Here is a 24,149-nt window from a genome sequence, read left to right as displayed (position 1 = left end):
CACCCGCGCCTGTCTCGTCCTAGCTCGAGGCTCGACGGCCCCGGCGGGGACGCTCGAGAGCGTATCCGCGGACGCCCCGTCCCGGCCCGTCGCCCGTGAGCTCGTCGCGGGCCGCCTCGAGGAGGCGCCGCAGGGCCTCCTCCCGCACGCGGGCGGCGATCGCGGCGAGGCGGCGCTGCGGGTGCGCGTCCTCCTCCTCCGCCTGCTCGTCGGCGGTGGCGGGCAGCGAGCTCTCGTACGCGTCGAGGACGGCGGCGAGGTCGGCGCCGGACAGGCTCGAGGCCAGCAGCACCCGGTCGAGGACGTCGTCCCAGTCCTCCTCCGGGGACGCTCCGCCACCCGTCAGCCAGGCGGCCGCCTCCGCGCGGCCCTCGCCGGTGAGCGCGTGCAGGGGGAGGCCGTCGTCGGTGGACCCGGCCGAGACGACGAGGCCCCGCTCGCGCAGGCGCTCGAGCGTCGAGTAGATCTGGCCGACGTTGACCCGGGGCCGGTGCGCGGCACGGTCGAGGAGCTCGGCGTGCAGCTGGAGGCCGTAGGCGGGGCCGAGCGTGAGCAGGGCGAGCAGGCCGTCGCGGACGGACACGGTGCTCCTCCCGGCGGGCGTCTGGCGGTGTGCGGCGTCCGGCGGCGCGGACGACCTGAGTATAGGCAGGAGCCGCCCACGGCCGGTCGAGCAGGCGCGGCGAGCCGCCTTGACGGAGGTCCGCCGCTCCTGCATGATCGGGCGTGGTGGCACGTCCACCGTCATAATCGAAGAAGGCGCACCGCAGAGTGTTCCGTGGTCCGGGTCGTTGGGGAAGACGCACCGGGACGAACGGAGGACACCATGGTGGCGCAGCAGACTCGGGGTGTGCTCTTCGTGCACTCCGCCCCCCGCGCGCTCTGCCCCCACCTCGAGTGGGGGACAGGTCGCGCCCTTGGTCGTGCCGTGAACTTCGCCTGGATCGAGCAGCCCGTGCTCCGCAGCACACTGCGCGCCGAATTCGCCTGGGAGGGCCCGGTCGGAACCGGTGCCGTCATCGCCTCCGCTCTCCGCGGCTGGGCCGACGTCCGCTACGAGGTCACCGAGGAGCCCTCGCCCGGCGTCGACGGAGGCCGCTGGATGCACACGCCCGAGCTCGGCATCTTCTACGCCCAGACCGACAGCGCGGGCAACACCGTCGTGCCCGAGGACCGCATCCGCTCCGCCATGGAGCTCGCCGGCGCCGACCCCATCGAGCTGCACCGCGAGCTGCGCCTCGCCCTCGGCCAGGCCTGGGAGGACGAGCTCGAGCCCTTCCGCTACGGCGGCGACTTCGCCCCCGTCGTCTGGATGCACGGGGTCGGCTGAGTTCATTCGACGCCGCTCCTCGCGCGGCGTCGCGCAGTCGGCTCGGTCGGGTGGTCGGGTTCCGTGGAGCGGCTTGCGTCCGGCGACGCCGATCCGCTGGCACGCGGATCGGCGGATACGCCTCGCGGGGGCCGCTCGCTCCCGCCTCCCTGAACCAGGCGGCCAGCGGACCCCCGTTCCGGCAGAGGCCCGCCTCGAAGTCGCGCCGTCGCCTCGCGGTTGCCGCTCGCTGCGCACGTCGACCAGACGGTCGGCGGAGCACCGCGTTCCGGCGGAGGGCGTCGGAAGACTCGTGGAGCCGCCCGCACCTCTGTTGCGCACGACACCGACGGCCCGAGTAATGGCGAGTCGCACGCTCCCCACGAGCGCAGCCGCCCTGATCCGAGCATCCGACCCGGGTCGCGGCGAAGCCCGCGCTCCCCTCGAGCACAGCTGCTTGAACCGAAGCTTTCTACCCGAGCCGCGGCGAAGCCCGCGCTCCCACCCGGACAGCTTCCGCGATCGGAGTATCCGACGCGAGTCGCGGCGAAGCCCGCGCTCCCCACCAGCACGGCGTGCTCACCAGCCCGCACCAGACGGCGGCGCAGATCCCTCGCGGCACGAGGCGTATCCGGGGATCCGCGTTCCAGCGGATCACCGTCGCCGCACCGCACCGGCCCTCGGAAACCCCGCCCCCCTCCCCAGCGGACGCGCCTGCGCCGCGCAAGGAGCGGCGCAGCCCGCTTTCCGCACGGTGGAGCGGGGCTACGCCCCGCTACACCGTCCGGAAAGCGGCAACAGCATTGTGCCCCCCGAACCCGAACGAGTTCGAGATGGCGACCAGCGGTCCGTCGCCGAGGGCGCGGGGGCTGGTGACGACGTCGAGGGGGATCTGGGGGTCCTGCTCGAAGAGGTTGATGGTGGGGGGTGCGGTGCGCTCGTGGAGGGCGAGCACGGTGAAGATGGCCTCGAGCGCGCCGGTGCCGCCGAGGAGGTGGCCGGTGGACGCCTTGGTCGCGGAGACGGCGATGTTCGGGAGGTGGTCGCCGAAGACGCGCAGCAGGGCGCGGTACTCGGCGATGTCGCCGACCGGGGTGCTCGTCGCGTGGGCGTTGACGTGGGTGACGTCGGTGAGCGCGGCTCCGGCCTGCTCGAGGGCGCCGATCATGGCGCGGGCGGCGGCGGAGCCCTCGGGGTCCGGCGCCGTGATGTGGTACGAGTCGCTGGTGACGGCGCCGCCGGCGAGCTCCGCGTAGATGCGGGCTCCGCGGGCGAGGGCGTGCTCCTCGGTCTCGAGGATGAGCGTCGCGGCGCCTTCTCCGAGGACGAAGCCGTCGCGGGAGACGTCGTAGGGGCGCGAGGCGGTCGCCGGGTCGTCGTTGCGGCGCGAGAGGGCCTGCATCGACGCGAAGGCGGCGATCGGGAGCGGGTGGACGACCGACTCCGTGCCGCCGGCGACGACCACGTCGGCGAGGCCGAGCTGCATGTGCTCGTAGGCGTTCGCGAGGGCCTCGGTGCTGGAGGCGCAGGCCGACACGTCGGTGCGGGCGTAGGCGCGGGAGGGGATGGCCATGCTGATGGCGGCGGCGGCCGCGTTGGGCATGAGCATCGGGATGGTCATCGGGAGGACCCGGCGGGGTCCGCGCTCGCGGAGGGTGTCCCACGCGTCGACGAGGGTCCAGAGGCCGCCGATGCCGGTCGAGTAGTCGACGCCCACCCGGAGCGGGTCGACGTCGGTGATGCCGGAGTCGGCCCAGGCCTCGCGGGCCGAGATGAGCGCGAACTGGCTGGAGGGGTCGAGGCGCTTCGCCTCGGGGCGGGAGAGCACCTCCTCCGGGCGGACCTTGGCCTGGGCGGCGAAGGTGACCGGGATGTCGTACTGGGCGACCCAGTCCTGCTCGAGGGAGCGGACGCCTGATTCGCCGGCGAGGAGTGCGTTCCAGGACTCCCGGGCGGTCCCGCCGAGGGGAGTGCTGGCACCGATTCCGGTGACGACGATCTTCTTGGTCATGACGAGCTTCTCTGTTCCGTGTGGGTGGGTGCCGGGCTCACCCCGGCCGACGATCGCCGGCCGGGGTGTCCGCCACGAGGACGGGGTGCGCGGGCGACGACTACTCGGACGCCTTGACGATGAAGCGGACCGCGTCGCCGACCGTCTTGAGGTTCTTGACCTCGTCGTCGGGGATCTTCACGTCGAACTTCTCCTCGGCGTTGACGACGATGGTCATCATCGAGATGGAGTCGATGTCGAGGTCGTCGGTGAACGACTTGTCCATCTCGACGGAGTCGGTGGCGATGCCCGTCTCGTCGTTGACAAGCTCGGCCAGGCCGGCGAGGACTTCTTCGTTGGACAGTGCCATGGTTCTCTCCTTGGGGGTTCTTCGGGTGTTCGTCAGTGACCGTAGGTCAGTTTAGGGGTGGGGTCGCGCCGGTCACGGGAGCACCACGACCTGCGCGCCGAACACCAGTCCGGCGCCGAAGCCGATCTGCAGCGCGAGTCCGCCGTGCAGCTCCGGGTGCTCCTCGAGCAGGCGGTGGGTGGCGAGCGGGATCGACGCGGCGGAGGTGTTGCCGGTGGTCTCGATGTCGCGGCCGATAGCGACGGTCTCGGGGAGCTTCAGCTGCTTCGCGAGCTCGTCGATGATGCGCATGTTCGCCTGGTGGGGGATGAACGCGGCGAGGTCCTCGGGCTGGACGCCCGCCTCCGCGAGCGCCTGCTTGGCGACCTTGGCCATCTCCCAGACCGCCCAGCGGAAGACCGACGGGCCGTCCTGGCGGAGGGTGGGCCATTCGGCGGTGCCGTCGCGGTAGGCCGCGAGCGGGTTGTCCATGCCGACGGTGTCCCACTTGGAGCCGTCGGATCCCCACACGGTCTTCGAGATGCCGGCGGTGTCGCTGGGGCCGACGACCGCGGCGCCCGCGCCGTCGCCCAGGAGGAAGGAGATGCTGCGGTCGGTCGACTTGACCAGCTCGGACAGCTTCTCGGCTCCGACGACGAGCACGTACTCGGCCAGGCCGGAGCGGATGAAGGAGTCGGCCTGGGCGATGCCGTAGGTGTAGCCGGCGCAGGCGGCCGAGATGTCGTACGCCGGGGCGGGGTTCGCGCCGATGCGGTCCGCGAGGAGCGCGGCCAGCGACGGGGTCTGCACGGTGTTGCTGATCGTGGAGACGAGCACGACGCCGATCTGGTCCGGGCGGATGCCCGCCTTCTCGATCGCCTCGAGGGAGGCGGTGGTCGCGAGGTCGACCGCGTGGATGTCGGCGGAGGCGCGGCGGCGCTCGATGATGCCGGTGCGCTGGCGGATCCACTCGTCGGAGGAGTTGATCGGCTCGATCAGGTCGTCGTTCGGGACGACGAGGTCGCCGCGTGCCGCGCCGATGCCGAGGATTCGGGTGTACGCGCTGCCGCTGGACTGGGTGAGGGAAGGGGTCGTCATGGGGTCTCTCCTGCTAGGCGGCGTGCTCGTCGAGGAAGGCGCGGGCGGCGTCCACGTCGTCGGGGGTCGTGATGGCGATGCTCGGCACGCCCTTGAGGCCGCGCTTGGCGAGGCCGACCAGCGCGCCGGCGGGTGCCAGCTCGATGATCCCGGTGACGCCCGCGTCGGCGAAGGCCGCCATGCAGAGGTCCCAGCGGACGGGGGAGGCGACCTGGCCGACGAGCAGCTCGAGGAACGCGGCACCGGAGTCGACGACCGACCCGTCGCGGTTCGTCCAGAGCCGGAGCGTCGGGTCGGAGGGGGTCAGCCCGGCGGCGACGCCGGCGAGGGAGTCGCGGGCGGGCGCCATGTAGCGGGTGTGGAAGGCGCCGGCCACCTGCAGGGGGATCACGCGGGTCCCGCGGAGCGGCTCCGCCTTGAGTGCCTCGAGCGCGTCGACCGCGCCGGCGACGACGATCTGCCCGCCGCCGTTGTAGTTGGCCGGCTCGAGGCCGAGCTCGTCGAGACGGGCGATCAGGGCCTGCTCGTCGCCGCCGAGGACCGCGCTCATCGCGGTCGGCTCGGCGGCGGCCGCAGCGGCCATGGCACGGGCGCGCTCGCGGACGAACACCAGCGCGTCGGCCTCGGTGAGGACCCCGGCTCCGGCGGCCGCGGTGATCTCGCCGACGGAGTGGCCGGCGATGCCCGCGATGCGCTCGCGCCGTCCGCCCTCGAGGAGGGCGGCGAGGCTCACGAGTCCCGCGGAGACGATCAGGGGCTGGGCGACCGCGGTGTCGCGGATGGTGTCCGCGTCCGAGACGGTGCCGTGCGCGGCGAGGTCGATGCCGACCGCCTCCGAGTGCGCGGCGACCTGCTCGGCCACGGAGGGGATCTCGAGCCAGGGGGCGAGGAATCCGGGGGTCTGGGAGCCCTGACCCGGGGCGACGACGACGATCACGGTATCCAGTCTTCCGATCTGCGCTCGCACGTGCGGCGCGTGGAGCCACTGACAAAGCACAAAGAGCTTGTCGCGGGTCTACAAGTGTTCAGGGGCGGGAGGGGTTCGGCGAGCGGAGGGCCTCAGCGTCGGGACGGCTTCCGGCGGACGGCGCCGTCCGGGTCGCTCATGGAGCCGAGGATGAGGGCGGACTGGAGGATGAGCGCCTCGCGGGCGCCCGTCGCGTCCCAGCCGATCACCTCGGCGACCCGCTTGAGGCGGTAGCGCACCGTGTTCGGGTGCACGAACAGCTCGCGGGCGGTCGCCTCGAGCGAGCGGCCGTTGTCGAGGTAGGCCCACAGCGTGGTCAGCAGCTCGGTCGAGTGCTTCTGCAGGGGCCGGTAGATCTGCGTGATGAGGCTCTGGCGGGCGAGCGGGTCGCCGGCGAGGGCGCGCTCGGGAAGGAGGTCGTCGGCGTTGACCGGTCGCGGCGCGTTCCGCCAGGAGCGGGCGACCGCGAACCCGGCGAGGGCCGCGCGGGCGCTGCGGGACGCCTCGACCAGGGTCGGCACCTCGTGGCCGAGGACGAGGTGGCCCGTCCCGAAGCCGGGCTCGAGCGCCTCCGCGATCTCGAGGAACGCGACCGGCGGACCGGTCTCCTCCGTGGCGTTCTCGCTCGGCTCGGCGCGGCCGATGACCAGGACGAGCCGGCTGCCCTGCACGCCGATCAGCACGTCGGCGTCCATGTGCCGGGCCGTGCGGCGCAGCTGGTCGACGTCGAGCATCTTGGGGGCGGTGCCCACCAGGACGGCGACCTCGCCGTGGCCGTGCCAGCCGAGGGCGGCGATCCGGCTGGGCAGCTCGTCGTCGGCCTCGCCCGTGAGGATCGAGTCGACGACCAGCGCCTCCAGGCGCGCGTCCCAGAGTCCTCGGGCCTCGGCGGCGCGCGCGTAGACGTCGGCCGCGGCGAAGGCGATCTCGCGCGAGTAGAGGAGGATCGCCTCGCGGAGGTCCTCCCCGCCGTTCTTGATCCGGTCCTCGACGACCTCGACCGTCACCTTGATCAGCTGCAGCGTCTGCGTCAGCGAGACGGAGCGCAGCAGCTCGCGGGGAGCGGCTCCGAACACGTCCGCCGCGATCCACGGCGTGGCCGACGGGTCGTCGAACCACGAGATGAACGAGGTGATGCCGGCCTGGGCGACGAGGCCGACCGCCGAGCGCCGACCGGGGGGCATGCTGCCGTACCAGGGCAGCGTGTCCTCGAGTCGCTTGATCGTCTGCGTCGAGAGCTCACCGGCGAGGGTGCGCAGCCAGGCGAGGGTCTGCTCCTTCGTGCGGGGAGCGCCCGGCCGGGTGGCCGGACGCTCCGCCGCAGGAGCAGGACCCCGCGCACTCGACGGTGCGGGTTCCTGCGAGAGCACGGACTCGTCCGTCAGCTCTCGCCGCCCGCGTTGCCGGTGGTGCCGGCGTTGACGTCGAGGAGGCGATACTTCTCGATCGCCTGGACGGCGAGCGAGGGGTCGACCTCGCCGCGCTTGGCGAGCAGCTGCAGCGTCCGCACGACGACCGAGGGGCCGTCGATCTGGAAGTAGCGCCGCGCCGCCGCACGGGTGTCCGAGAAGCCGAAGTCGTCCGCGCCGAGCGTCGCGAAGTCGCCCGGGATGAACTGGCGCAGCTGGTCGGGGACCTGGTGCGAGAAGTCCGAGACGGCGACGAAGGGGCCCTTCGCGTCGGCCAGCTTCTGCGTCACGTACGGCACCTGCTCGGCGTCCTCGGGGTGGAGGAAGTTGTGCTGCTCGGCCTTGATGCCGTCGCGGCGCAGCTCGTTCCACGAGGTGACCGACCAGACGTCCGCCGAGACGCCCCAGTCCTCGGCGAGGAGCTTCTGCGCCTCGATCGCCCACGGCACCGCGACGCCCGAGGCGAGGAGCTGGGCCTTCGGCCCGTCCCACTGGCCCCAGGAGATGCGGTGGATGCCGCGGACGATGCCCTCGACGTCGACGTCCTCCGGCTCCTTCGGCTGCACGATCGGCTCGTTGTAGACCGTGATGTAGTACATGACGTTCGGGTCGGTGTGCTTCCCGCCGTACATGCGCTCGAGTCCGGACTGCACGATGTGCGCGATCTCGTACCCGTAGGCCGGGTCGTAGCTCACGACGGCGGGGTTGGTCGCCGCGAGGATCGGGGAGTGCCCGTCCGCGTGCTGGAGGCCCTCGCCGGTCAGCGTGGTGCGTCCCGCGGTGGCGCCGATCATGAAGCCGCGCGACATCATGTCGCCGGCCGCCCAGATCGCGTCGCCCGTGCGCTGGAACCCGAACATCGAGTAGAAGACGTAGACCGGGATGAGCGGCTCGCCCTGCGTCGAGTACGAGGTGCCGATCGCGGTGAACGCCGCGAGGGCGCCCGCCTCGTTGATGCCGACGTGGAGGATCTGGCCCTGCGGGCTCTCCTTGTAGGCCAGGAGGAGCTCGCGGTCGACCGACGTGTAGTGCTGGCCGCGCGGGTTGTAGATCTTCGCGTTCGGGAAGAACGCGTCCATGCCGAAGGTGCGCGCCTCGTCCGGGATGATCGGGACGACGCGGTTGCCGAAGTCCTTCGAGCGGAGGATGTCCTTCAGGATGCGGACGAACGCCATGGTGGTGGCGATCTCCTGCGTCCCGGAGCCCTTCTTGCCGACCGCGTAGGCCGAGTCCTCGGGAAGGTTCAGCTGCGTGTACTTCGAGCGGCGCTCGGGGAGGTAGCCGCCGAGCGCGCGGCGGCGCTCCTGCAGGTACTCGATCGCCTCGTCGTTCTGACCGGGGTGGTAGTACGGCGGCAGGTAGGGGTTCTCCTCGAGCTGCGCGTCCGTGATCGGGATGCGCATGGTGTCGCGGAACGACTTGAGGTTGTCCAGCGTCATCTTCTTCATCTGGTGGGTCGCGTTGCGGCCCTCGAAGCTGCGGCCGAGACCGTAGCCCTTGATGGTGTGGGCGAGGATGACGGTGGGCTGGCCCTTGTGCTCCGTCGCGGCCTTCATGGCCGCGTAGATCTTGCGGTAGTCGTGGCCGCCGCGGCGCAGGCCCCAGATCTGCTCGTCGGAGTAGCCCTCGACGAGCTTCTTGGCGCGCGGGTCGCGGCCGAAGAAGTTCTCGCGGACGTAGGCGCCGTCCTCCGTCTTGTAGGTCTGGAAGTCGCCGTCGGGCGTCTTGTTCATCAGGTCGAGCAGCGCGCCCTCGGTGTCGCGGGCGAGCAGGTCGTCCCACTCGCGGCCCCAGATGAGCTTGATGACGTTCCAGCCCGCGCCGCGGAAGTACGACTCGAGCTCCTGCACGATCTTGCCGTTGCCGCGGACGGGTCCGTCGAGGCGCTGGAGGTTGCAGTTGACGATGAAGTTCAGGTTGTCGAGGCCGTCGTTCGCGGCGACCTGGAGCTGACCGCGCGACTCGACCTCGTCCATCTCGCCGTCGCCGAGGAACGCCCAGACCTGCTGGTCGGAGGCGTCCTTGATGCCGCGGTTGGTGAGGTACTTGTTCGCCTGCGCCTGGTAGATCGCGTTGATCGGGCCGAGGCCCATCGACACGGTCGGGAACTGCCAGAACTCCGGCATGAGCCGCGGGTGCGGGTAGCTGGAGAGCCCGCCGCCCCGGTGCGACTTCTCCTGGCGGAATCCGTCGAGCTGGTGCTCGCTCAGGCGTCCCTCGAGGAAGGCGCGCGCGTACGGGCCGGGCGAGGCGTGGCCCTGGATGAAGATCTGGTCGCCGCCGCCCGGGTGGTCCTGGCCGCGGAAGAAGTGGTTGAAGCCGACCTCGTACAGCGAGGCGCTCGACGCGTACGTCGAGATGTGGCCGCCGACCCCGATGCCGGGACGCTGCGCGCGGTGCACGAGGATGGCCGCGTTCCAGCGGATCCACGCGCGGTAGCGGCGCTCGACGTCCTCGTCGCCCGGGAAGTCGGGCTCGTTCTCGGGCGCGATGGTGTTGATGTAGTCCGTGGTGGGCACCATCGGCACGCCGAGGTGGAGCTCCTTGGAGCGCTTGAGGAGGCTGAGCATGACGTCGCGCCCGCGACCCCGGCCCCGCTCCTCGACGAGCGCATCGAGCGACTCGTTCCACTCCGACGTTTCCTCGGGGTCCGAGTCCACGTGACCGACGGAATACGGGTCCTGATCGTTAACAGTCACCCTCGACCTCTCTCTGGGGGCAGATCGTGCCCGAGACATCACTCTCATGAAGCGGTGCGGATCCGCGGATCCGGGGCTCGGATGACGAGCCGCGCGCGGGCACCTCCGTCAGCCTAGCGATTCCCGTGCCCCGAACCTGGAATCGCACTGTGGTGATCCACGAGGGATGTGCGCCGACGACTGTAGGAGAGCGCCAGACGGGACGCGTCGACCGGCCCGTGATCGGGGGAGACGGGCCGTTCCTTGGAGTCTGCGCGGAGCGGGTCTAGCATTGCCCCTCGTGCTCGCGCGACTCTCGTGCGCACGGAAGGACATCGGACCGATGGCTCTCGAGAAGCTGACCCTGGCTCCCGACTTCGAACTCGCGAACCAGTACGGCGAGCGCATCCAGCTGGGCGACTTCCACGGGCGGCGCAACGTCGCCCTGGTGTTCTTCCCCCTCGCCTTCTCCGGCACCTGCACGGGCGAGTTCTGCGCGCTGCGCGAGAACCTCTCCCTCTTCGAGCACGCCGACGTGGAGCTGATCGGCATCTCGGTCGACTCCAAGCACACGCTGCGCGCCTGGGGCGAGAAGCAGGGCTACGACTTCACGCTCCTCTCCGACTTCTGGCCGCACGGCGACGTCGCCAAGCAGTACGGCGTGTTCACCGAGGCGAAGGGCTACGCGACCCGCGCGACCTTCCTGATCGACAAGGCCGGCGTCATCCGGGACACGTTCATGACCGCCCCGGGCGAGCCTCGCTCGATCGACGCCTACCGCGCCGCGATCGACGCGCTCGCCCCCGCGCACGTCTGACCCTCCGGAGGCGGACCGCCCCGGTCGTCAGCTGAGGATGTTGACGGCCCGCGAGATCACGAGGGCCAGCAGGACGAATCCGGTGAACGCCTCGGCGATCATCAGGAGCTTCATCCGGCTCGACAGCGGCATCGTGTCGGTCGGGCTGAACGCCATGGTGTTCGTCGTCGACACCGAGAGGTAGTCCACGAAGCCGGGCCGCCAGTCGGCGCGCTCGGAGGAGGTCGCGGCGACCTCGGGCGCTGTGTCGCGGTAGGTGTCCTGCGGGAAGGCGAAGTCGGCCGCCGGCAGCTCGGTGCGGGGAAGCGTTCCGCGGGCGACCGGACCGCCGCGGTCGAGCTCCCAGAACAGCAGCGCGTACGCGACGACGTTGGTGACCCAGACCTGGAGCGCGGTGAGCAGCAGCGGCGGGCCGTCGGCCGTCCCGTCGACGAGGTCGATCACCACGGCGACCACGTTCACCTGGTTCGCCACGGCGAGCACGACCGCCAGGGCGATGGAGACCCCGCGCGACCAGCGCGTCTCGCTGTCGAGCCGGTGCGGGTTCACGACGAACAGCGGCACGAGCAGCGCGAGCGTGATGCCGGCGGCGACGAGGCGGACCACCGAGGTGTCGGCGCTGTGGCCGGCCACGTTCAGTGCGACGGCCACCAGGATCGCGGCGGAGGCGGGCCAGCGGCTCTCGGCGCGCCGCCTCGCGCGGGAGTCGCTGTCGGCGGTCATGTGCCGAGGCTAGTGCCCGCAGGGGGCCGCTCCGCCTGCCGTAGGATCGAGTCGATCGTCCGCGGGTGCTCCCGCGACGGGGGCCTTTAGCTCAGTTGGTAGAGCGCCACGTTTACACCGTGGATGTCATCGGTTCGAGCCCGGTAGGGCCCACCACCTCCGTCGATCGGACGCTGCGCGTCAGCGGGACTGGCGGCGCTTGTAGGGCTTCGGCTGGCCCTTGACGATCGGGGCGCGCCCGGTCCCCTTGGAGGCCTTGGCCTTGCCTCCCGACTTCGGGGCCGCCTCCGGCTCGTCGCCGAGCGCGGCGAGCTCCTCGCGGGCCGAGGCGAGGCGCTGCCGCCCGGCCGCGGTGAGGGTCGTGGCGGCGGCACCGGGCTCGAAGAGCGGCTTGCCGAGGTCGAGCTCGACGGCGGCGACGGAGGAGTCGAGCTTCTGCCGCGAGATGCCGAGGCGCTCGGCGGCGCGCACGAAGTGCAGCTCCTCGGCGACCGCCACGAAGTGGCGCAGCTGGCTGATCTTCATCCCGAACCCTTCACGGCCGCTCCCTGCGGCACGACCACGGTACGCGGTCCGGGAGGGGGCGCCGACCGCCGGGAGCGCCACCAGGAGCAGCGGCGACCCGTCGATCCGCGCCAGAGGCCCCGGCGGACATTGCCGGACGGAGGCGGGAGGCCTACGGTCGCGCCCGTGGGCGGTCCCGAAGCCGGCCACGGAGAGAGGCCGACGTGGGCGCGCTCATCTACAGCTCGATCGCGTCGCTCGACGGCTACGTGAACGACGCGGACGGCGGATTCGCCTGGGCGGAGCCGCGACCCGCCGTGCACCGCTTCATCACGGAGCGCGAGGGGCGGGTGCGCACGTACCTGTACGGGCGGCGCATGTACGAGGTCATGCGCGCGTGGGAGCAGACCTGGGCACTGGCGGAGGAGTTCGCGTTCATCCGCGACTTCCAGGAGATGTGGCGGGCGGCCGACAAGGTCGTGTACTCGACGACGCTGGAGTCGGCCGAGACCCGCCGCACCCGCGTCGAGGGCGGGTTCGACCCGGTCGTCGTCGCCGCGCAGGTCAGCGCCGCCGACCACGACGTCTCGATCGGCGGGCCGACCCTCGCCCGGCACGCGCTGCTCGCCGGGATCGTCGACGAGGTGCAGGTCTACACGGTGCCGGTGGCGGTGGGCGGCGGGACCCACTTCCTCCCGTGCGGGTTCCATGCGCGCCTCGACCTGCGCGAGGAGCACCGCTTCGCCGACGGCACGGTCTTCACGCGCTACAGCGTGCGGCGCTGAGACCGGCTACTCGGCGCCGACCAGCGCGGCGATCCGCGAGGCGAGCCGGGCGCCCTGAGCACGTCCGGCGCGGGCGGAGGCGGCGCGGACGGCCGGGTCGAGCGAGTTCGGGCCGAAGGCGCGCACCGACTCCTCGTCGGCGTAGACCACCTCGACCCGCGAGTCCGCGAGGGCGTCGAGCTCGCCGGTCGGGATCAGGCCCGCGCCGGGCGTGCCGACTCCGGGCAGCGGAGTGACGATCAGGACCCAGTCGGCTCCCGCGGCGAGGTCGGCGTTGCTGCCGGAGCGGACGCCGCCGTCCATGTAGCGGACGCCGTCGATGCTGACGGGAGGCCAGACCCCGGGGACGGCGCAGCTGGCGGAGATCGCGTCGACGAGGCCGACACCGCTCTCGCGGTCGAACACGCGCAGCTCACCGGTGGCCGTGTCGACCGCGGTGATGAGCAGACGCTGCTCGGGCCAGTCGGCGTCGCCCACGCGGGCCGAGATGACGGCCCGGCGGGTGTCCTCGGGGAGCGTCTCGGCCTCGAGCGCGAGGGTGCCGATGCGGCGCCGCGCGTCCTGGGGCGAGGTCGCGCCCTCGACGGCCGCGGCGAAGAGGGCCTGGAGGCGCTCACCGTCGACGTCCGCTCCGATCTCGGCGGACTCCTCCTGGAGCTGGGCCTCGTACGACTCGTCGAGGCCGGTGCCGGTGCTCAGCTGCGCGGCGACCGCGGAGCCCGCGGAGGTGCCGATGAAGGTCGTCGACGGATCGAGCAGGAGGCGGGCCCCCTCGGGGGAGGCGTCGGCGAGGCCGCGGAGGACGCCGAGCTCCCAGGCGATTCCGGCGAGGCCGCCGCCGGCGAGGACGAGTGCACCAGGCATGGGGAGGTCCTTTCGATCAGGATCAGGAGGGGGCGGGCGCTGCGGAGCGCCGCAGCACCAACGCTGTCACATCGTCGTGCGCGTCGTCTGCGAGAGCATGCAGACGCTCGAAGAGAGCGGGGTCGTCGTTGCTCCGCACCAGCTCGGCGAGACGGTCGAGCGCGTCGAGGCGCCCGCCGAAGACGTCGAGCAGGCCGTCGCTGCAGGAGAAGAGCGCGTCGCCGGGGGCGAGCACGCGCTGCTCCTCCTCCCAGGAGACGTCGGCGGCGATGCCGAGCGGGACGCCCGTGGAGGCGAGCCGCTCCGTGGTGCCGTCGGCGCGCAGCAGGAGGGTGAGGCCGTGGCCGCTGTCCACGAACGAGACGGCGCCGCTCGCGAGGTCGACCCGGGCGATCAGCGCGGTCGCGAACATGCCGGTCGCGGTCAGGTCGGGCAGGAGCTGGCGGTTGACGGCCTCGACGGCTGCCGCGGGAGGGAGCTCCGGCCGCGCCTGGAACGCGGAGCGGATCGCGGAGGCGACGATCGCCGCCGAGACCCCCTTGCCCATCACGTCGACCAGCTCGAGGGAGAGATCGTCCCCGCTGCGACGCCACGCCGTGTAGTCGCCGGCGACGTCGTGCAGCGGCGTGGTCAGCGAGTCGAGGCTCCACTCGCCGAGGTCGAGGCGCGGGGGCCAGAGCCGCTCCTGCGTCTCGCTCGCGCGTCCGGAGAAGGCGATCTCGCGCAGCTCCCGCTCCGCCCACCGGCCGAGGTCCTCGAGGATCTCGCGCTCCTCCTCCGAGAAGCCGCGCACCTCGCTGTCGATGATGCAGATCGTGCCGACGCGGAGGCCGTCCCCCACGACGAGCGGGCGGCCCGCGTAGAAGCGCACGTGAGGGGATCCGGTGACGACTCCGCGGTCGGCGAACCGCGGATCGGCGGTGGCGTCCTCGACGACGAGGATGTCGCCCTGCTGGACCGTGACGTCGCACATCGAGTCGGCGCGCAGCATCCTGCTCGCCCGCGCCGAGCGCTGGGGCGACTTCGTGAACTGCGTCGACTCCTCGAGGATGTTGATCTCGGCGAGGGGGACGCGCAGGAGCCGGCGGGCGATGCGGGTGATCCTGTCGAAGCGCTCCTGGGGGGTGCTCAGGCCGATCCCGAGCTCGGCGATCGCGGCGAGGCGGGCGCGCTCGGTCGGCTCGCTCACGTGCGGGTCCGGGCGAGTGCCCAGAGGTTCTGCCCGTCGACACGGCGGTAGGAGAACTCGGTGACGAGGGCGTGGATGAACGGGATCCCGCGGCCTGCCTCGTCCCACTCGTCCGGCATGTCGCGGGGATCGGCGACCTCGGCGGGCGCCTCCTCGGCGGAGTCGTTGAGCGAGGCGCGCAGCTCGGTCGCGTCGACGCGGATCTCGACCAGGCAGATGATGTGCCGGTACGACCGGGCGTGCTGGACGATGTTCGAGGTCAGCTCGACCAGCGCGGTCTCGAACGACATCCGGTCGACCGGCGCGACGCCCGGCTCCTCGAGCCACAGCTCCTCGAGCGCCTCGTGGACGGCGGTGACGCCGTCCTCGGGCGGCGTGCGCACGACGAAGGAGCGCTCAGGCACGGTAGGCCTCCTCGACGGTCTCGGCGCTCCCGAGCAGGCGGTCGAGGTTGGACAGGCCGAGCACCATGGCGGGCTGCTCGCCGGCGGCGGCCACGCGCAGCTCGCCGCCCGCCTTCCGCGCCTCCTTGAGTCCGGCGACGAGGACGCCGAGCCCGGACGAGTCGAGGAACTCGACGGCCGCCAGGTCGACGACCACGCGGACCTCTCCCGCCTCGAGCGCGCGCTGGAGGACCGCTTCGAGCTCCCACGCCGTGGACAGGTCGAGCCGGCCGACGGGGCGGATCACCACGATGTCGGGCTCGATCCGCTCGGTGCTGATCCTCGAGCTGGGCTCCATGGTGTCCTCCTGACGGGACTGCACGCGGTTCCGCAGGGCTCGGAGACGTGGTGAGGACGCGGTCGGGCGCGCGACCGAGGGGCTCCGGATCCGATGCGGGGGTGAATCGGGGAGTTCGTCCGCCTCCGACCGTACAAGGGAACGGGGCGCCCCGTGGGAGGCGTGACCGCATCCGCGCTGCGACACGCGGTGCGCGACCCGGGGGAGGAGGCTCCGCTCAGCCCCTCGCGGCTGCGAGAGCGTCGGCGGCGAGCCGCACGGAGGCGTCCCGGCCGGTCAGCCAGAGCGGCACGGAGCGGGCGCGGAGCCCCGCCGACTCGAGCGCCGGGACCGCGTCCGCGTCCTCCTCGCCGACGAGCCAGGCGTCGAGGAGGCCGCCCCCGCTCCGGGCTCCGTAGTGCCGGCCGACGGCCTCGGCGGAGGTCTCGACGCCGATCGCGGCGAGGCAGGCGTCGGCCATGCCGCGCACCACCGCGCCTCCGATGACGGGGGAGACGCCCACGACGGGTGCGGAGGTCCGGCGGAGGGCGTCCGCGATCCCGGGCACTCCGAGGATCGTGCCGATCGAGACGACGGGATTGGAGGGGGCGACGAGCACCGCGTCGGTGTCGGCGATCGCCTCCAGCACGCCCGGGGCGGGGCGGGCGCTCTCCACCCCCTGCTGGACGAACCGGCGCGCGGGCGCTGACGCCCGAAGCCGCACCCACCACTCCTCGAAGTGGAGGAGCCGCACGCCCTCGCCGGGAAGGTCGACCTCGACGTGGGTCTCGACGTCCTGGTCCGACATCGGCCGCAGGCGGACCCCCAGTGGCCAGCGGGCGGTGATCCGGGCGGTCGCCTCCGAGAGGGTGAGGCCGTCGCGCAGCATCGAGCTGCGGGCGATGTGGGTGCCGAGGTCGAGGTCGCCCAGGGTGAACCACGGCCAGCCGACGCCGAAGGCGGTGAGCTCGGCCGAGACCCGCTCGCTCTCGCCGGCCCGCCCCCAGCCGCGCTCCGTGTCGTTCACTCCGCCGAGCGCGTAGGTGATCGAGTCGAGGTCGGGGCAGACCTTGAGGCCGGTGAGCCACATGTCGTCGCCGGTGTTGACGACGACGGTGATCTCGCTCACCTCGCCGCCGGCGGCCTCGAGATCGCGGAGGTGCTCGCGGACCGCCGAGGTGAAGCGGGCGCCGCCGACGCCTCCGGCCAGGATCGTGATGCGCATCCGACCACGCTAGCGGCACCGACGGATTCCTCCCCCGGCGAGCCTTAATGCTGCGGATCCGCGCCGGAAACACCGGGGAAACGTCGAACCCCGACGATGAAGCCCTGTCCCCGGAGCCGGACGGTCCGTCATTGCCTTCGGGCCCGGCGGGGACCACAGTGGGTCCACGTCCCCGGCTCCGCACCGCCCGGCGGAGCACACCGGAGCCGGACAGGGACGCCCGAGCATGGAGGTACCGATGACCATCGTCCGCGCAGCGATCACCCAGACGACCTGGACCGGCGACAAGGAGTCGATGCTCGACAAGCACGAGCGGATGGCCCGGGACGCCGCAGCCGACGGCGCGCAGATCGTCTGCTTCCAGGAGCTGTTCTACGGCCCGTACTTCGGCATCACCCAGGACAAGAAGTACTACCGCTACGCCGAGCCCGCCGACGGGTCGATCGTGCAGCGCTTCGCGGCCCTCGCGAAGGAGCTGGGCGTGGTGATGATCCTCCCGATCTACGAGGAGGAGCAGACCGGCGTCTACTACAACACCGCGGTCGTGGTCGACGCCGACGGGACGATCCTCGGCAAGTACCGCAAGCACCACATCCCGCACCTGGACCGCTTCTGGGAGAAGTTCTACTTCCGGCCCGGGAACCTCGGCTTCCCGGTCTTCGACACCGCGGTCGGCAAGGTCGGCGTCCACATCTGCTACGACCGCCACTTCCCGGAGGGCTGGCGGGAGCTGGGCCTGAACGGCGCCCACCTCGTCTTCAACCCCAACGCCACCAAGCCCGGCCTGTCGAACCGCCTCTGGGAGGTCGAGGGCCCGGCGGCCGCGGTGGCGAACGGCTACTTCGTGCTGCAGCCCAACCGCGTCGGCCGGGAGGACAACGAGTACGGCGACCTCGCGGTCGACTTCTACGGCACCAGCCAGATCATCGATCCGCGCGGGGAGTTCGTCGGCGAGCGGGGCTCGGGCGAGGCCGAGGAGATCCTGATCCGCGACCTCGAGATGGACATGGTGCAGGAGATGCGCGACGACTGGCAGTTCTACCGGGACCGCCGGCCGGAGTCGTACACCAGCATCCCGAAGCCGTGACCGCAGACCGAGACGGGGAAGACCGATGAAGACCCTCATCACCGGCGGGACGGTCGTCAACGCGACCGGCACCGGAGCCGCTGACGTCCTGATCGACGGCGAGACCATCGCCGCCGTCCTCGCCCCCGGCTCCACGCTGCTGGGCTTCGATCTGGCGGCCCACGTCGACCGGGTGATCGACGCGAGCGGCAAGTACGTGATCCCGGGCGGGATCGACGCGCACACGCACATGGAGATGCCGTTCGGCGGCACCTCCGCCTCGGACACCTTCGAGACCGGCACGCGCGCCGCGGCCTGGGGCGGCACGACGTCGATCGTCGACTTCGTGGTGCAGTACCCGGGCGAGAGCGTCGTCGACCGGTTCCAGGCGTGGCAGGAGAAGGCGGCCGGCAACTGCGCGATCGACTACGGCTTCCACCAGATCCTCTCGGACGTGCAGGACTCCTCGCTCGTCGCGATGGACGAGCTGATGCGCGAGGGGGTGACCAGCTTCAAGCTGTTCATGGCCTACAAGGGCGTGTTCCTCTCGGACGACGGGCAGATCCTCCGGGCGTTCCAGAAGGGCGCGGAGAACGGCGCGATGATGATGATGCACGCCGAGAACGGCGCCCTCATCGACGAGCTGGTGAAGCAGACCCTCGCCGCCGGGAACACCGCGCCGTACTTCCACGGCACCTCTCGACCCTGGCAGGCGGAGGAGGAGGCGACGCACCGCGCGATCATGATCGCCGACCTCACCGGCGCGCCGCTGTACGTGGTGCACGTCTCCGCGAAGCAGGCGGTGGAGCAGATCGCGCAGGCCCGCGACCGTGGCATGAACGTCTTCGGGGAGACCTGCCCGCAGTACCTCTACCTCTCGCTCGAGGAGCAGCTCGGCGCGCCGGGCTTCGAGGGCGCGAAGTGGGTGTGCTCCACGCCGCTGCGCTCGAAGGCGGAGGGGCATCAGCACCACATGTGGCAGTCGCTGCGCACCAACGACATCCAGATGGTCTCGACCGACCACTGCCCCTTCTGCATGAAGGGCCAGAAGGACATGGGGATCGGCGACTTCTCGAAGATCCCCAACGGCATCGGCTCGGTGGAGCACCGGATCGACCTGATGTACCAGGGCGTGGTGTCGGGGCAGATCTCCCTGCCGCGCTGGGTCGAGCTCACCTCGACCACCCCGGCGCGGATGTTCGGGATGTACGGGAGGAAGGGCGTCATCCAGCCCGGGGCCGACGGCGACGTCGTCGTCTACGACCCGAGCGGGCACACCTCGATCGGGATCGGCGAGGGCCGCAGCCACCACATGAACATGGACTACTCGGCCTGGGAGGGCTTCGAGATCGACGGCCACGTCGACACGGTGATTTCCCGCGGCAGGGTCGTCGTCGACGACGGCTCCTACGTCGGCACGAAGGGCGACGGGGCGTACATCCCGCGCGGTCTGAGCCAGTACCTGATCTGAGCCGGCACCCGATCCGAGCCAGCACCTGATCGAGCAGAAGGAACCCCATGGACTTCGGAGTCGTCCTCCAGACCAACCCGCCCGCCTCGCGCACCGTCGCGCTCGCCGTCCTCGCGGAGACGCACGGCTTCGACTACGCGTGGACCTTCGACTCGCACCTGCTCTGGCAGGAGCCCTACGTGATCTACTCGCAGATCCTCGAGAGGACGCACCGGATCACGGTCGGCCCGATGGTCACCAACCCCGCCACGCGCGACTGGACGGTCATCGCCTCGCTGCACGCGACGCTCAACGAGATGTACGGGAACCGCACGGTGTGCGGGATCGGACGCGGCGACTCGGCGGTGAGGGTGACCGGAGGAGCTCCGACGACGCTCAAGACGCTGCGGGAGTCGATCCACGTCATCCGCGAGCTCGCCAACAGCCGTCCGGTCGAGTACAACGGCCAGACGCTGCAGTTCCCGTGGAGCCGGGGCTCGTCCCTGGAGATGTGGGTGGCCGCCTACGGCCCGCTCGCCCTGAAGCTCGCGGGCGAGGTCGGCGACGGCTTCATCCTGCAGCTGGCCGACGTGGACATCGCGCGCTGGATGATCGGCGCCGTCAAGGAGGCGGCGGCGAACGCCGGCCGGGATCCCGAGTCGCTGCAGTTCTGCGTCGCGGCGCCGATGTACATCGGCACCGACCGGGAGCACATGCGCGACCAGTGCCGCTGGTTCGGCGGGATGGTCGGCAACCACGTGGCCGACATCGTGGGCCGCTACGGCGCCTCCGGAGCGGTGCCGCAGGCGCTGACGGACTACATCGCCGGGCGCGAGGGCTACGACTACAACGAGCACGGCCGCGCGGGCAACAGCCACACCGCCTTCGTGCCGGACGAGATCGTGGAGCGCTTCTGCGTGCTGGGCACGGCGGACGAGCACATCGAGAAGCTCCGGGCGCTCGCCGACATCGGCGTGACGCAGTTCGCGGGATACCTCCAGCACGACAACAAGGAGGAGACGCTGCGCGTGTACGGCGAGCGGGTCATCCCGGAGCTGCGCGAGCACATCGTGGCCCGCGCATGAGACCGGCCCTCGCGCGCGGGCTCGTGCTCGGCGCCGGCGGGCTCCTCCTGCTCGCGCTCGTGTGGGAGGGCTGGAAGGCGCTCGGGCCCGAGGCCGGGGTGGTCGTCGGAGGAGTCACGGTGCTCCCGCGCACGAGCGCCATCGCGATGCCCCACCTCTGGGAGATCGCGGCCCGGCTCGGCGAGCCGGTCACCGGAGCGCGGAACGCCCCGGCGCTCTGGTCGGCCGTCGTGGGGGCGAGCGCCTTCTCGCTCGGGATCGCCGCGGTCGGCTGGGTCGTCGGCACGGTCGTGGGGCTGCTCCTGGCTCTCCTGATGCAGCGGTTCCGCACGGCGGAGTCGGCGGTGCTGCCCTGGATCGTGCTGAGCCAGACGGTGCCCCTGATCGCGATCGCCCCACTGGTGCGGCGCTGGGGGTCGCAGCTCGAGCTCGGACCGGTGACCTGGGAGAACTGGATGTCGGTGGCCCTGATCGCCTCCTACCTCGCGTTCTTCCCCGTCTCGATCGGGGCGCTCCGCGGGCTCGGCTCGCCGACGGCCCACCAGGTCGAGCTGATGCACGTCTACGGCGTCGGCTGGTGGAAGACGCTGGTGCGCCTGAGGCTGCCGGCGAGCGTGCCCTACCTGCTGCCGGCCCTCCGGCTCGGAGCGGTCAGCGCCGTCGTCGGCACGATCGTCGCCGAGGTCTCGATCGGCCTGCGCGGCGGGATCGGCCGCATGATCATCGAGTTCGCCTCCGCTGCCGGAGGCGACCCCGCCAAGCCCTGGGCGCCGATCCTCGGGGCGGTGCTGGTGGGCCTCGCGGCCGCCGGCGCCGTCGCTCTGCTCGGCACCCTCCTCCGTCCGTACCGCCGAGGGGAGCAGCCCGCATGAGCCCTGCAGGATCCGCGGTCGTCGTCGACTCCGTCACGAGGACCTTCACCACCGCTCGCGCCGCGAGCGTCACGGCGCTCCAGGACGTCTCGCTCGAGGTGGCCGCGGGGGAGTTCGTCTCGCTGATCGGCCCGTCCGGCTGCGGCAAGTCGACGCTGCTGCGGCTGATCGCCGACCTCGACGAGCCGGACTCCGGCTCGATCGCCGTGTTCGGCAAGACGGCCCGGCAGGCGAGGCTCGACCAGGACTACGGGATCGCGTTCCAGCAGGCGGGCCTCCTGCCGTGGCGCACGATCCGGGCGAACATCGCCCTGCCGCTGGAGCTGCACGGCGTCGCCGCGACCGCCCGGCGCTCGCGCGTCGACGAGCTGCTGGCACTGGTCGGGCTCGGCGACTTCGCCGACTCCTACCCGGACCAGCTCTCCGGCGGGATGCAGCAGCGCGTCGCCATCGCGCGGGCGCTCGCCGAGAGCCCGCGCCTGCTCCTCATGGACGAGCCGTTCGGGGCGCTCGACGAGATGACCCGCGAGCGGATGCAGACGGAGCTGCTGCGGATCCGGCGCGAGACCGGCGCCGCCGTCGTCTTCGTCACCCACTCGATCCCGGAGGCGGTGTTCCTCTCGGACCGCGTCGTGGTGATGTCGCCGCGGCCGGGCAGGATCCGCGACGTCCTCCCGGTCGGACTCCCCGGAGCATCCGAGCGCGACGCGGCGGTCAGGGAGGACACGGCGTTCTTCCGCGACGTGAGCGCCGTGCGCGAGCTGCTGCACGGCGATCCCGCCGCCGTGCCGCGCGGAGTGGAGAACCGGTGAGCACGACCGCGCTGGCGCGCAGCGTGCTCGCGCCGCTCGTGCTCGGGATCGCCGCGGTCCTGCTCTGGCAGGCCGGGGTCACCGCTCTGGCGATCCAGCCGTTCGTGCTCCCGTCGCCGCTGGCGATCGGACAGGAGTTCGCCGCGAACCTCGGCTCCGTCGCCGAGGGCAGCGCGGTGACCGGCCGCAACGCGCTGGTCGGCCTGCTGGTCGGCGCGGTGCTGGCGGTCGTGGTCGCCGGGCTCTCGGCGCTCGCGCGGGTCTTCGACGGACTGGTCGCGCCGATCGTGGCCGCGGCCGCCGTCGTGCCGATCGTCGCCCTCGCTCCGGTGCTCTACACGATGTTCGGAGCGAACGCCGAGACCGCGAGGCAGCTCGTCGCGGCGCTCGCCGTGTTCGTGCCGGTGTACGTGACGACGCTGCGCGGGCTGCGGCAGGCCGCTCCGGTGCACCGCGACCTGCTGAAGGCCTACGCGGCGACCCCCTGGCAGACCGCCCGCACGATCACGCTGCCCGGAGCAGTGCCCTACGTCTTCACGGGGCTCCGCATCGCCTCTTCGCTCGCGGTGATCTCGGCGCTGGTCGCCGAGTACTTCGGCGGACCCGTGGGCGGGCTCGGCAAGTCGATCACCACGGCGGCCTCGGGCAGCGACTACGCGCTCGCCTACGCCTACGTCCTGGGCGCCGTGCTCGTCGGCCTCGCGTTCTACTGCGTGACGGCCGCGCTCGAGGCGTTCGCGCTGCGCCGCAGCCGGCTGCGCTGAGCGCGGCGCCGCGCGTCCCCGCACCCTCCTCGATCCTCCCGATTCCCGACTCCCGATTCGCGACTCCACCCGACGCACCATCCGCACCGCCCGCATCATCAGCGCCACCTGCACCACAGCACCACCTGCACCGCCGCACCACGGGGCGCGCCGCACCGGCGACCCCGCAGACCGCACCAGGAGGACCCGTGACCAGACGCACCCGCATCACCCTGACGACGACCGCCGCCTTCGCGGCCGTGGGCCTCGCGCTCACCGGCTGCAGCGCCTCCGGCGGCTCCGACCCGGGGTCGGACTCCGGCTCCGGCGGCCTCACGCCGGTCACCCTGCAGCTGCAGTGGGTGGCCCAGGCGCAGTTCGCCGGGTACTACGCCGCGCTCGACCAGGGCTACTACGAGGACGAGGGCCTCGACGTGACGATCGCCGAGGGAGGCGGCGACATCGTCCCCCAGGACGTGCTCGCCTCGGGCGACGCGGACTACGCGATCTCCTGGGTGCCCAAGGTCCTCGGCTCGATCGAGCAGGGGGCCGGGATCACCGACGTCGCGCAGATCTTCGAGCGCAGCGCCACCACGCAGATCTCCTTCAAGGACAAGGGGATCACCTCGCCCGCCGACCTCGCCGGGAAGAGCGTGGGCAGCTGGGGCTACGGCAACGAGTGGGAGCTGTTCGCCGGCATGCAGAAGGACGGCGTCTCCCTCGACGACATCTCGCTGGTGCAGCAGCAGTTCGACATGAACGGCTTCCTCGCGGGCGACATCGACGCGGCCCAGGCGATGACCTACAACGAGTACGCCCAGGTCCTCGAGACCGTGAACCCCGCCACAGGCGAGCTGTACCAGCCGGACGACCTGAACGTCATCAGCTGGAACGACATCGGGACCGCGATGCTCCAGGACGCGATCTGGGCGGACGCGGGCAGGCTCGCCGACGACGACGCGTACGCCGAGCAGACGGTCGCCTTCATCAAGGCCTCGATCAAGGGCTGGATCTTCGCGAAGGACGACCCGCAGGCGGCGGCCGACATCGTCACCGCGGCCGGATCCACGCTCGGCACCAGCCACCAGCTCTGGATGACCAACGAGGTCAACAAGCTGATCTGGCCCTCGACGAGCGGCGTCGGGATGATCGACGAGGCCGCGTGGCAGCAGACGGTCGACATCGCGAAGGAGACGGAGAACGAGACGGGGGCGACGATCATCAGCGCGGACCCGCCCGCCACCGCCTATTCGAACGAGTACGTCGAGAAGGCGCTCGCGGAGCTCGCCGACGAGGGAGTGGACACGAGCGGTGCCGACTACGCGCCGATCGACGTGACGCTGGAGGCCGGCGGCGCCTGAGCCCGGACTCCGCCCCTCCCGGCTTCTCCCGGCCCCTCCGGCCCCGGAGGGGGCCGGGAGGGGTAGGCTGGACCCTCGTGACTACTTTCAAGAAGACGCCGTTCACCGTGAACGTGCGCGACCTCGTGAGGCG

General features: G+C 71.8%; 24 protein-coding genes and 1 tRNA gene. 11 read left to right on the top strand and 14 right to left on the bottom strand.

Annotated elements, in window-relative coordinates:
• Nucleotides 1–19: 19 nt before the first annotated feature.
• Nucleotides 20–583 carry a PadR family transcriptional regulator gene (locus tag C5C35_RS09320; protein WP_181129978.1) on the bottom strand — a complete coding sequence of 188 codons (564 nt, stop codon included), beginning with the start codon at nt 581–583 and terminating at the stop codon, nt 20–22.
• Between the two features lie 243 nt (nt 584–826).
• On the opposite strand from C5C35_RS09320, the gene C5C35_RS09315 reads away from it, so the two are divergent.
• Nucleotides 827–1,330 (top strand): DUF3145 domain-containing protein, encoded by a 504-nt coding sequence (locus C5C35_RS09315; RefSeq protein WP_104226674.1) that lies wholly within the window; start codon nt 827–829, stop codon nt 1,328–1,330.
• Nucleotides 1,331–2,084: 754 nt separating this feature from the next.
• On the opposite strand, the gene C5C35_RS09310 is transcribed toward C5C35_RS09315, so the two are convergent.
• From C5C35_RS09310 to aceE, 6 genes are all read right to left on the bottom strand, one after another.
• Complete coding sequence (locus C5C35_RS09310) at nt 2,085–3,320, bottom strand: beta-ketoacyl synthase (protein WP_104226673.1); 1,236 nt, start codon at nt 3,318–3,320, stop codon at nt 2,085–2,087.
• Nucleotides 3,321–3,420: 100 nt separating this feature from the next.
• Entirely contained in the window at nt 3,421–3,669 is a 249-nt protein-coding gene (locus C5C35_RS09305) for an acyl carrier protein (RefSeq protein ID WP_104223463.1), read from the bottom strand.
• A 72-nt stretch (nt 3,670–3,741) separates the two neighbouring features.
• Complete coding sequence (locus tag C5C35_RS09300) at nt 3,742–4,746, bottom strand: beta-ketoacyl-ACP synthase III (RefSeq protein ID WP_104223464.1); 1,005 nt, start codon at nt 4,744–4,746, stop codon at nt 3,742–3,744.
• Between the two features lie 13 nt (nt 4,747–4,759).
• Nucleotides 4,760–5,683: an ACP S-malonyltransferase gene (locus C5C35_RS09295; protein ID WP_104226672.1), complete on the bottom strand. Its 924-nt coding sequence runs from the start codon at nt 5,681–5,683 to the stop codon at nt 4,760–4,762.
• A 122-nt stretch (nt 5,684–5,805) separates the two neighbouring features.
• Complete coding sequence (locus tag C5C35_RS09290) at nt 5,806–6,972, bottom strand: CdaR family transcriptional regulator (protein ID WP_181027189.1); 1,167 nt, start codon at nt 6,970–6,972, stop codon at nt 5,806–5,808.
• Between the two features lie 122 nt (nt 6,973–7,094).
• Entirely contained in the window at nt 7,095–9,821 is a 2,727-nt protein-coding gene (gene aceE, locus C5C35_RS09285) for a pyruvate dehydrogenase (acetyl-transferring), homodimeric type (RefSeq protein WP_104223467.1), read from the bottom strand.
• 322 nt (nt 9,822–10,143) lie between these two features.
• Here aceE and C5C35_RS09280 point away from each other — a divergent pair, with 322 nt between their 5' ends.
• Nucleotides 10,144–10,617 (top strand): peroxiredoxin, encoded by a 474-nt coding sequence (locus C5C35_RS09280; protein WP_104238203.1) that lies wholly within the window; start codon nt 10,144–10,146, stop codon nt 10,615–10,617.
• Between the two features lie 27 nt (nt 10,618–10,644).
• On the opposite strand, the gene C5C35_RS09275 is transcribed toward C5C35_RS09280, so the two are convergent.
• Nucleotides 10,645–11,340, bottom strand: coding sequence for a hypothetical protein (locus C5C35_RS09275; RefSeq protein WP_104226669.1), 696 nt, complete (start codon nt 11,338–11,340; stop codon nt 10,645–10,647).
• 80 nt (nt 11,341–11,420) lie between these two features.
• Between C5C35_RS09275 and C5C35_RS09270 the strand changes: the two genes are divergently transcribed.
• Nucleotides 11,421–11,496, top strand: a tRNA-Val gene (locus C5C35_RS09270).
• A gap of 24 nt (nt 11,497–11,520) precedes the next feature.
• Here the strand turns inward: C5C35_RS09270 and C5C35_RS09265 are convergent.
• Nucleotides 11,521–11,865, bottom strand: a complete 345-nt coding sequence (locus C5C35_RS09265; RefSeq protein ID WP_104223469.1) for a LysR family transcriptional regulator — start codon at nt 11,863–11,865, stop codon at nt 11,521–11,523.
• A 203-nt stretch (nt 11,866–12,068) separates the two neighbouring features.
• On the opposite strand from C5C35_RS09265, the gene C5C35_RS09260 reads away from it, so the two are divergent.
• Nucleotides 12,069–12,629, top strand: a complete 561-nt coding sequence (locus tag C5C35_RS09260; RefSeq protein ID WP_104226668.1) for a dihydrofolate reductase family protein — start codon at nt 12,069–12,071, stop codon at nt 12,627–12,629.
• Nucleotides 12,630–12,635: 6 nt separating this feature from the next.
• On the opposite strand, the gene C5C35_RS09255 is transcribed toward C5C35_RS09260, so the two are convergent.
• The 5 genes from C5C35_RS09255 to cofD all read right to left on the bottom strand — a co-directional run bounded on the left by C5C35_RS09255 (nt 12,636) and on the right by cofD (nt 16,627).
• On the bottom strand, nt 12,636–13,493 hold the full coding sequence (locus tag C5C35_RS09255) for a patatin-like phospholipase family protein (RefSeq protein WP_104226667.1): 858 nt from the start codon (nt 13,491–13,493) through the stop codon (nt 12,636–12,638).
• 22 nt (nt 13,494–13,515) lie between these two features.
• Nucleotides 13,516–14,682, bottom strand: coding sequence for a PP2C family protein-serine/threonine phosphatase (locus C5C35_RS09250; RefSeq protein WP_181129940.1), 1,167 nt, complete (start codon nt 14,680–14,682; stop codon nt 13,516–13,518).
• Nucleotides 14,679–15,086 (bottom strand): ATP-binding protein, encoded by a 408-nt coding sequence (locus C5C35_RS09245; RefSeq protein ID WP_104223473.1) that lies wholly within the window; start codon nt 15,084–15,086, stop codon nt 14,679–14,681. Before C5C35_RS09245 ends, C5C35_RS09250 begins: the two co-directional genes overlap by 4 nt.
• Nucleotides 15,079–15,423: an STAS domain-containing protein gene (locus C5C35_RS09240; RefSeq protein WP_104223474.1), complete on the bottom strand. Its 345-nt coding sequence runs from the start codon at nt 15,421–15,423 to the stop codon at nt 15,079–15,081. The genes C5C35_RS09245 and C5C35_RS09240 overlap by 8 nt, the downstream gene beginning before the upstream one ends.
• A 217-nt stretch (nt 15,424–15,640) precedes the next feature.
• On the bottom strand, nt 15,641–16,627 hold the full coding sequence (gene cofD / locus C5C35_RS09235; RefSeq protein WP_104263004.1) for a 2-phospho-L-lactate transferase: 987 nt from the start codon (nt 16,625–16,627) through the stop codon (nt 15,641–15,643).
• Nucleotides 16,628–16,865: 238 nt separating this feature from the next.
• Here cofD and C5C35_RS09230 point away from each other — a divergent pair, with 238 nt between their 5' ends.
• From C5C35_RS09230 to C5C35_RS09200, 7 genes are all read left to right on the top strand, one after another.
• Nucleotides 16,866–17,714 carry a nitrilase-related carbon-nitrogen hydrolase gene (locus C5C35_RS09230; RefSeq protein ID WP_104263003.1) on the top strand — a complete coding sequence of 283 codons (849 nt, stop codon included), beginning with the start codon at nt 16,866–16,868 and terminating at the stop codon, nt 17,712–17,714.
• 25 nt (nt 17,715–17,739) lie between these two features.
• Complete coding sequence (hydA, locus tag C5C35_RS09225) at nt 17,740–19,164, top strand: dihydropyrimidinase (RefSeq protein ID WP_104226664.1); 1,425 nt, start codon at nt 17,740–17,742, stop codon at nt 19,162–19,164.
• Nucleotides 19,165–19,211: 47 nt separating this feature from the next.
• A complete protein-coding gene (locus tag C5C35_RS09220) occupies nt 19,212–20,228 on the top strand; it encodes a TIGR03842 family LLM class F420-dependent oxidoreductase (protein ID WP_104238194.1) in 1,017 nt (338 codons plus the stop codon).
• On the top strand, nt 20,225–21,100 hold the full coding sequence (locus C5C35_RS09215) for an ABC transporter permease (protein WP_104263002.1): 876 nt from the start codon (nt 20,225–20,227) through the stop codon (nt 21,098–21,100). The genes C5C35_RS09220 and C5C35_RS09215 overlap by 4 nt, the downstream gene beginning before the upstream one ends.
• Nucleotides 21,097–21,912 (top strand): ABC transporter ATP-binding protein, encoded by an 816-nt coding sequence (locus C5C35_RS09210; RefSeq protein WP_104226661.1) that lies wholly within the window; start codon nt 21,097–21,099, stop codon nt 21,910–21,912. The genes C5C35_RS09215 and C5C35_RS09210 overlap by 4 nt, the downstream gene beginning before the upstream one ends.
• The gene (locus tag C5C35_RS09205) at nt 21,909–22,676 is read left to right on the top strand and encodes an ABC transporter permease (protein ID WP_104226660.1); all 768 of its coding nucleotides are present in this window, start codon (nt 21,909–21,911) and stop codon (nt 22,674–22,676) included. The genes C5C35_RS09210 and C5C35_RS09205 overlap by 4 nt, the downstream gene beginning before the upstream one ends.
• A gap of 188 nt (nt 22,677–22,864) precedes the next feature.
• On the top strand, nt 22,865–24,016 hold the full coding sequence (locus C5C35_RS09200) for an ABC transporter substrate-binding protein (protein WP_258061364.1): 1,152 nt from the start codon (nt 22,865–22,867) through the stop codon (nt 24,014–24,016).
• Nucleotides 24,017–24,149: the final 133 nt, after the last annotated feature.

Source organism: Rathayibacter sp. AY1F8, assembly GCF_002932165.1.
Classification (GTDB): Bacteria; Actinomycetota; Actinomycetes; order Actinomycetales; family Microbacteriaceae; genus Rathayibacter.
The sequence above is the reverse complement of the archived record's forward strand: the minus strand, read 5'-3'. Positions and strand labels throughout refer to the sequence as shown.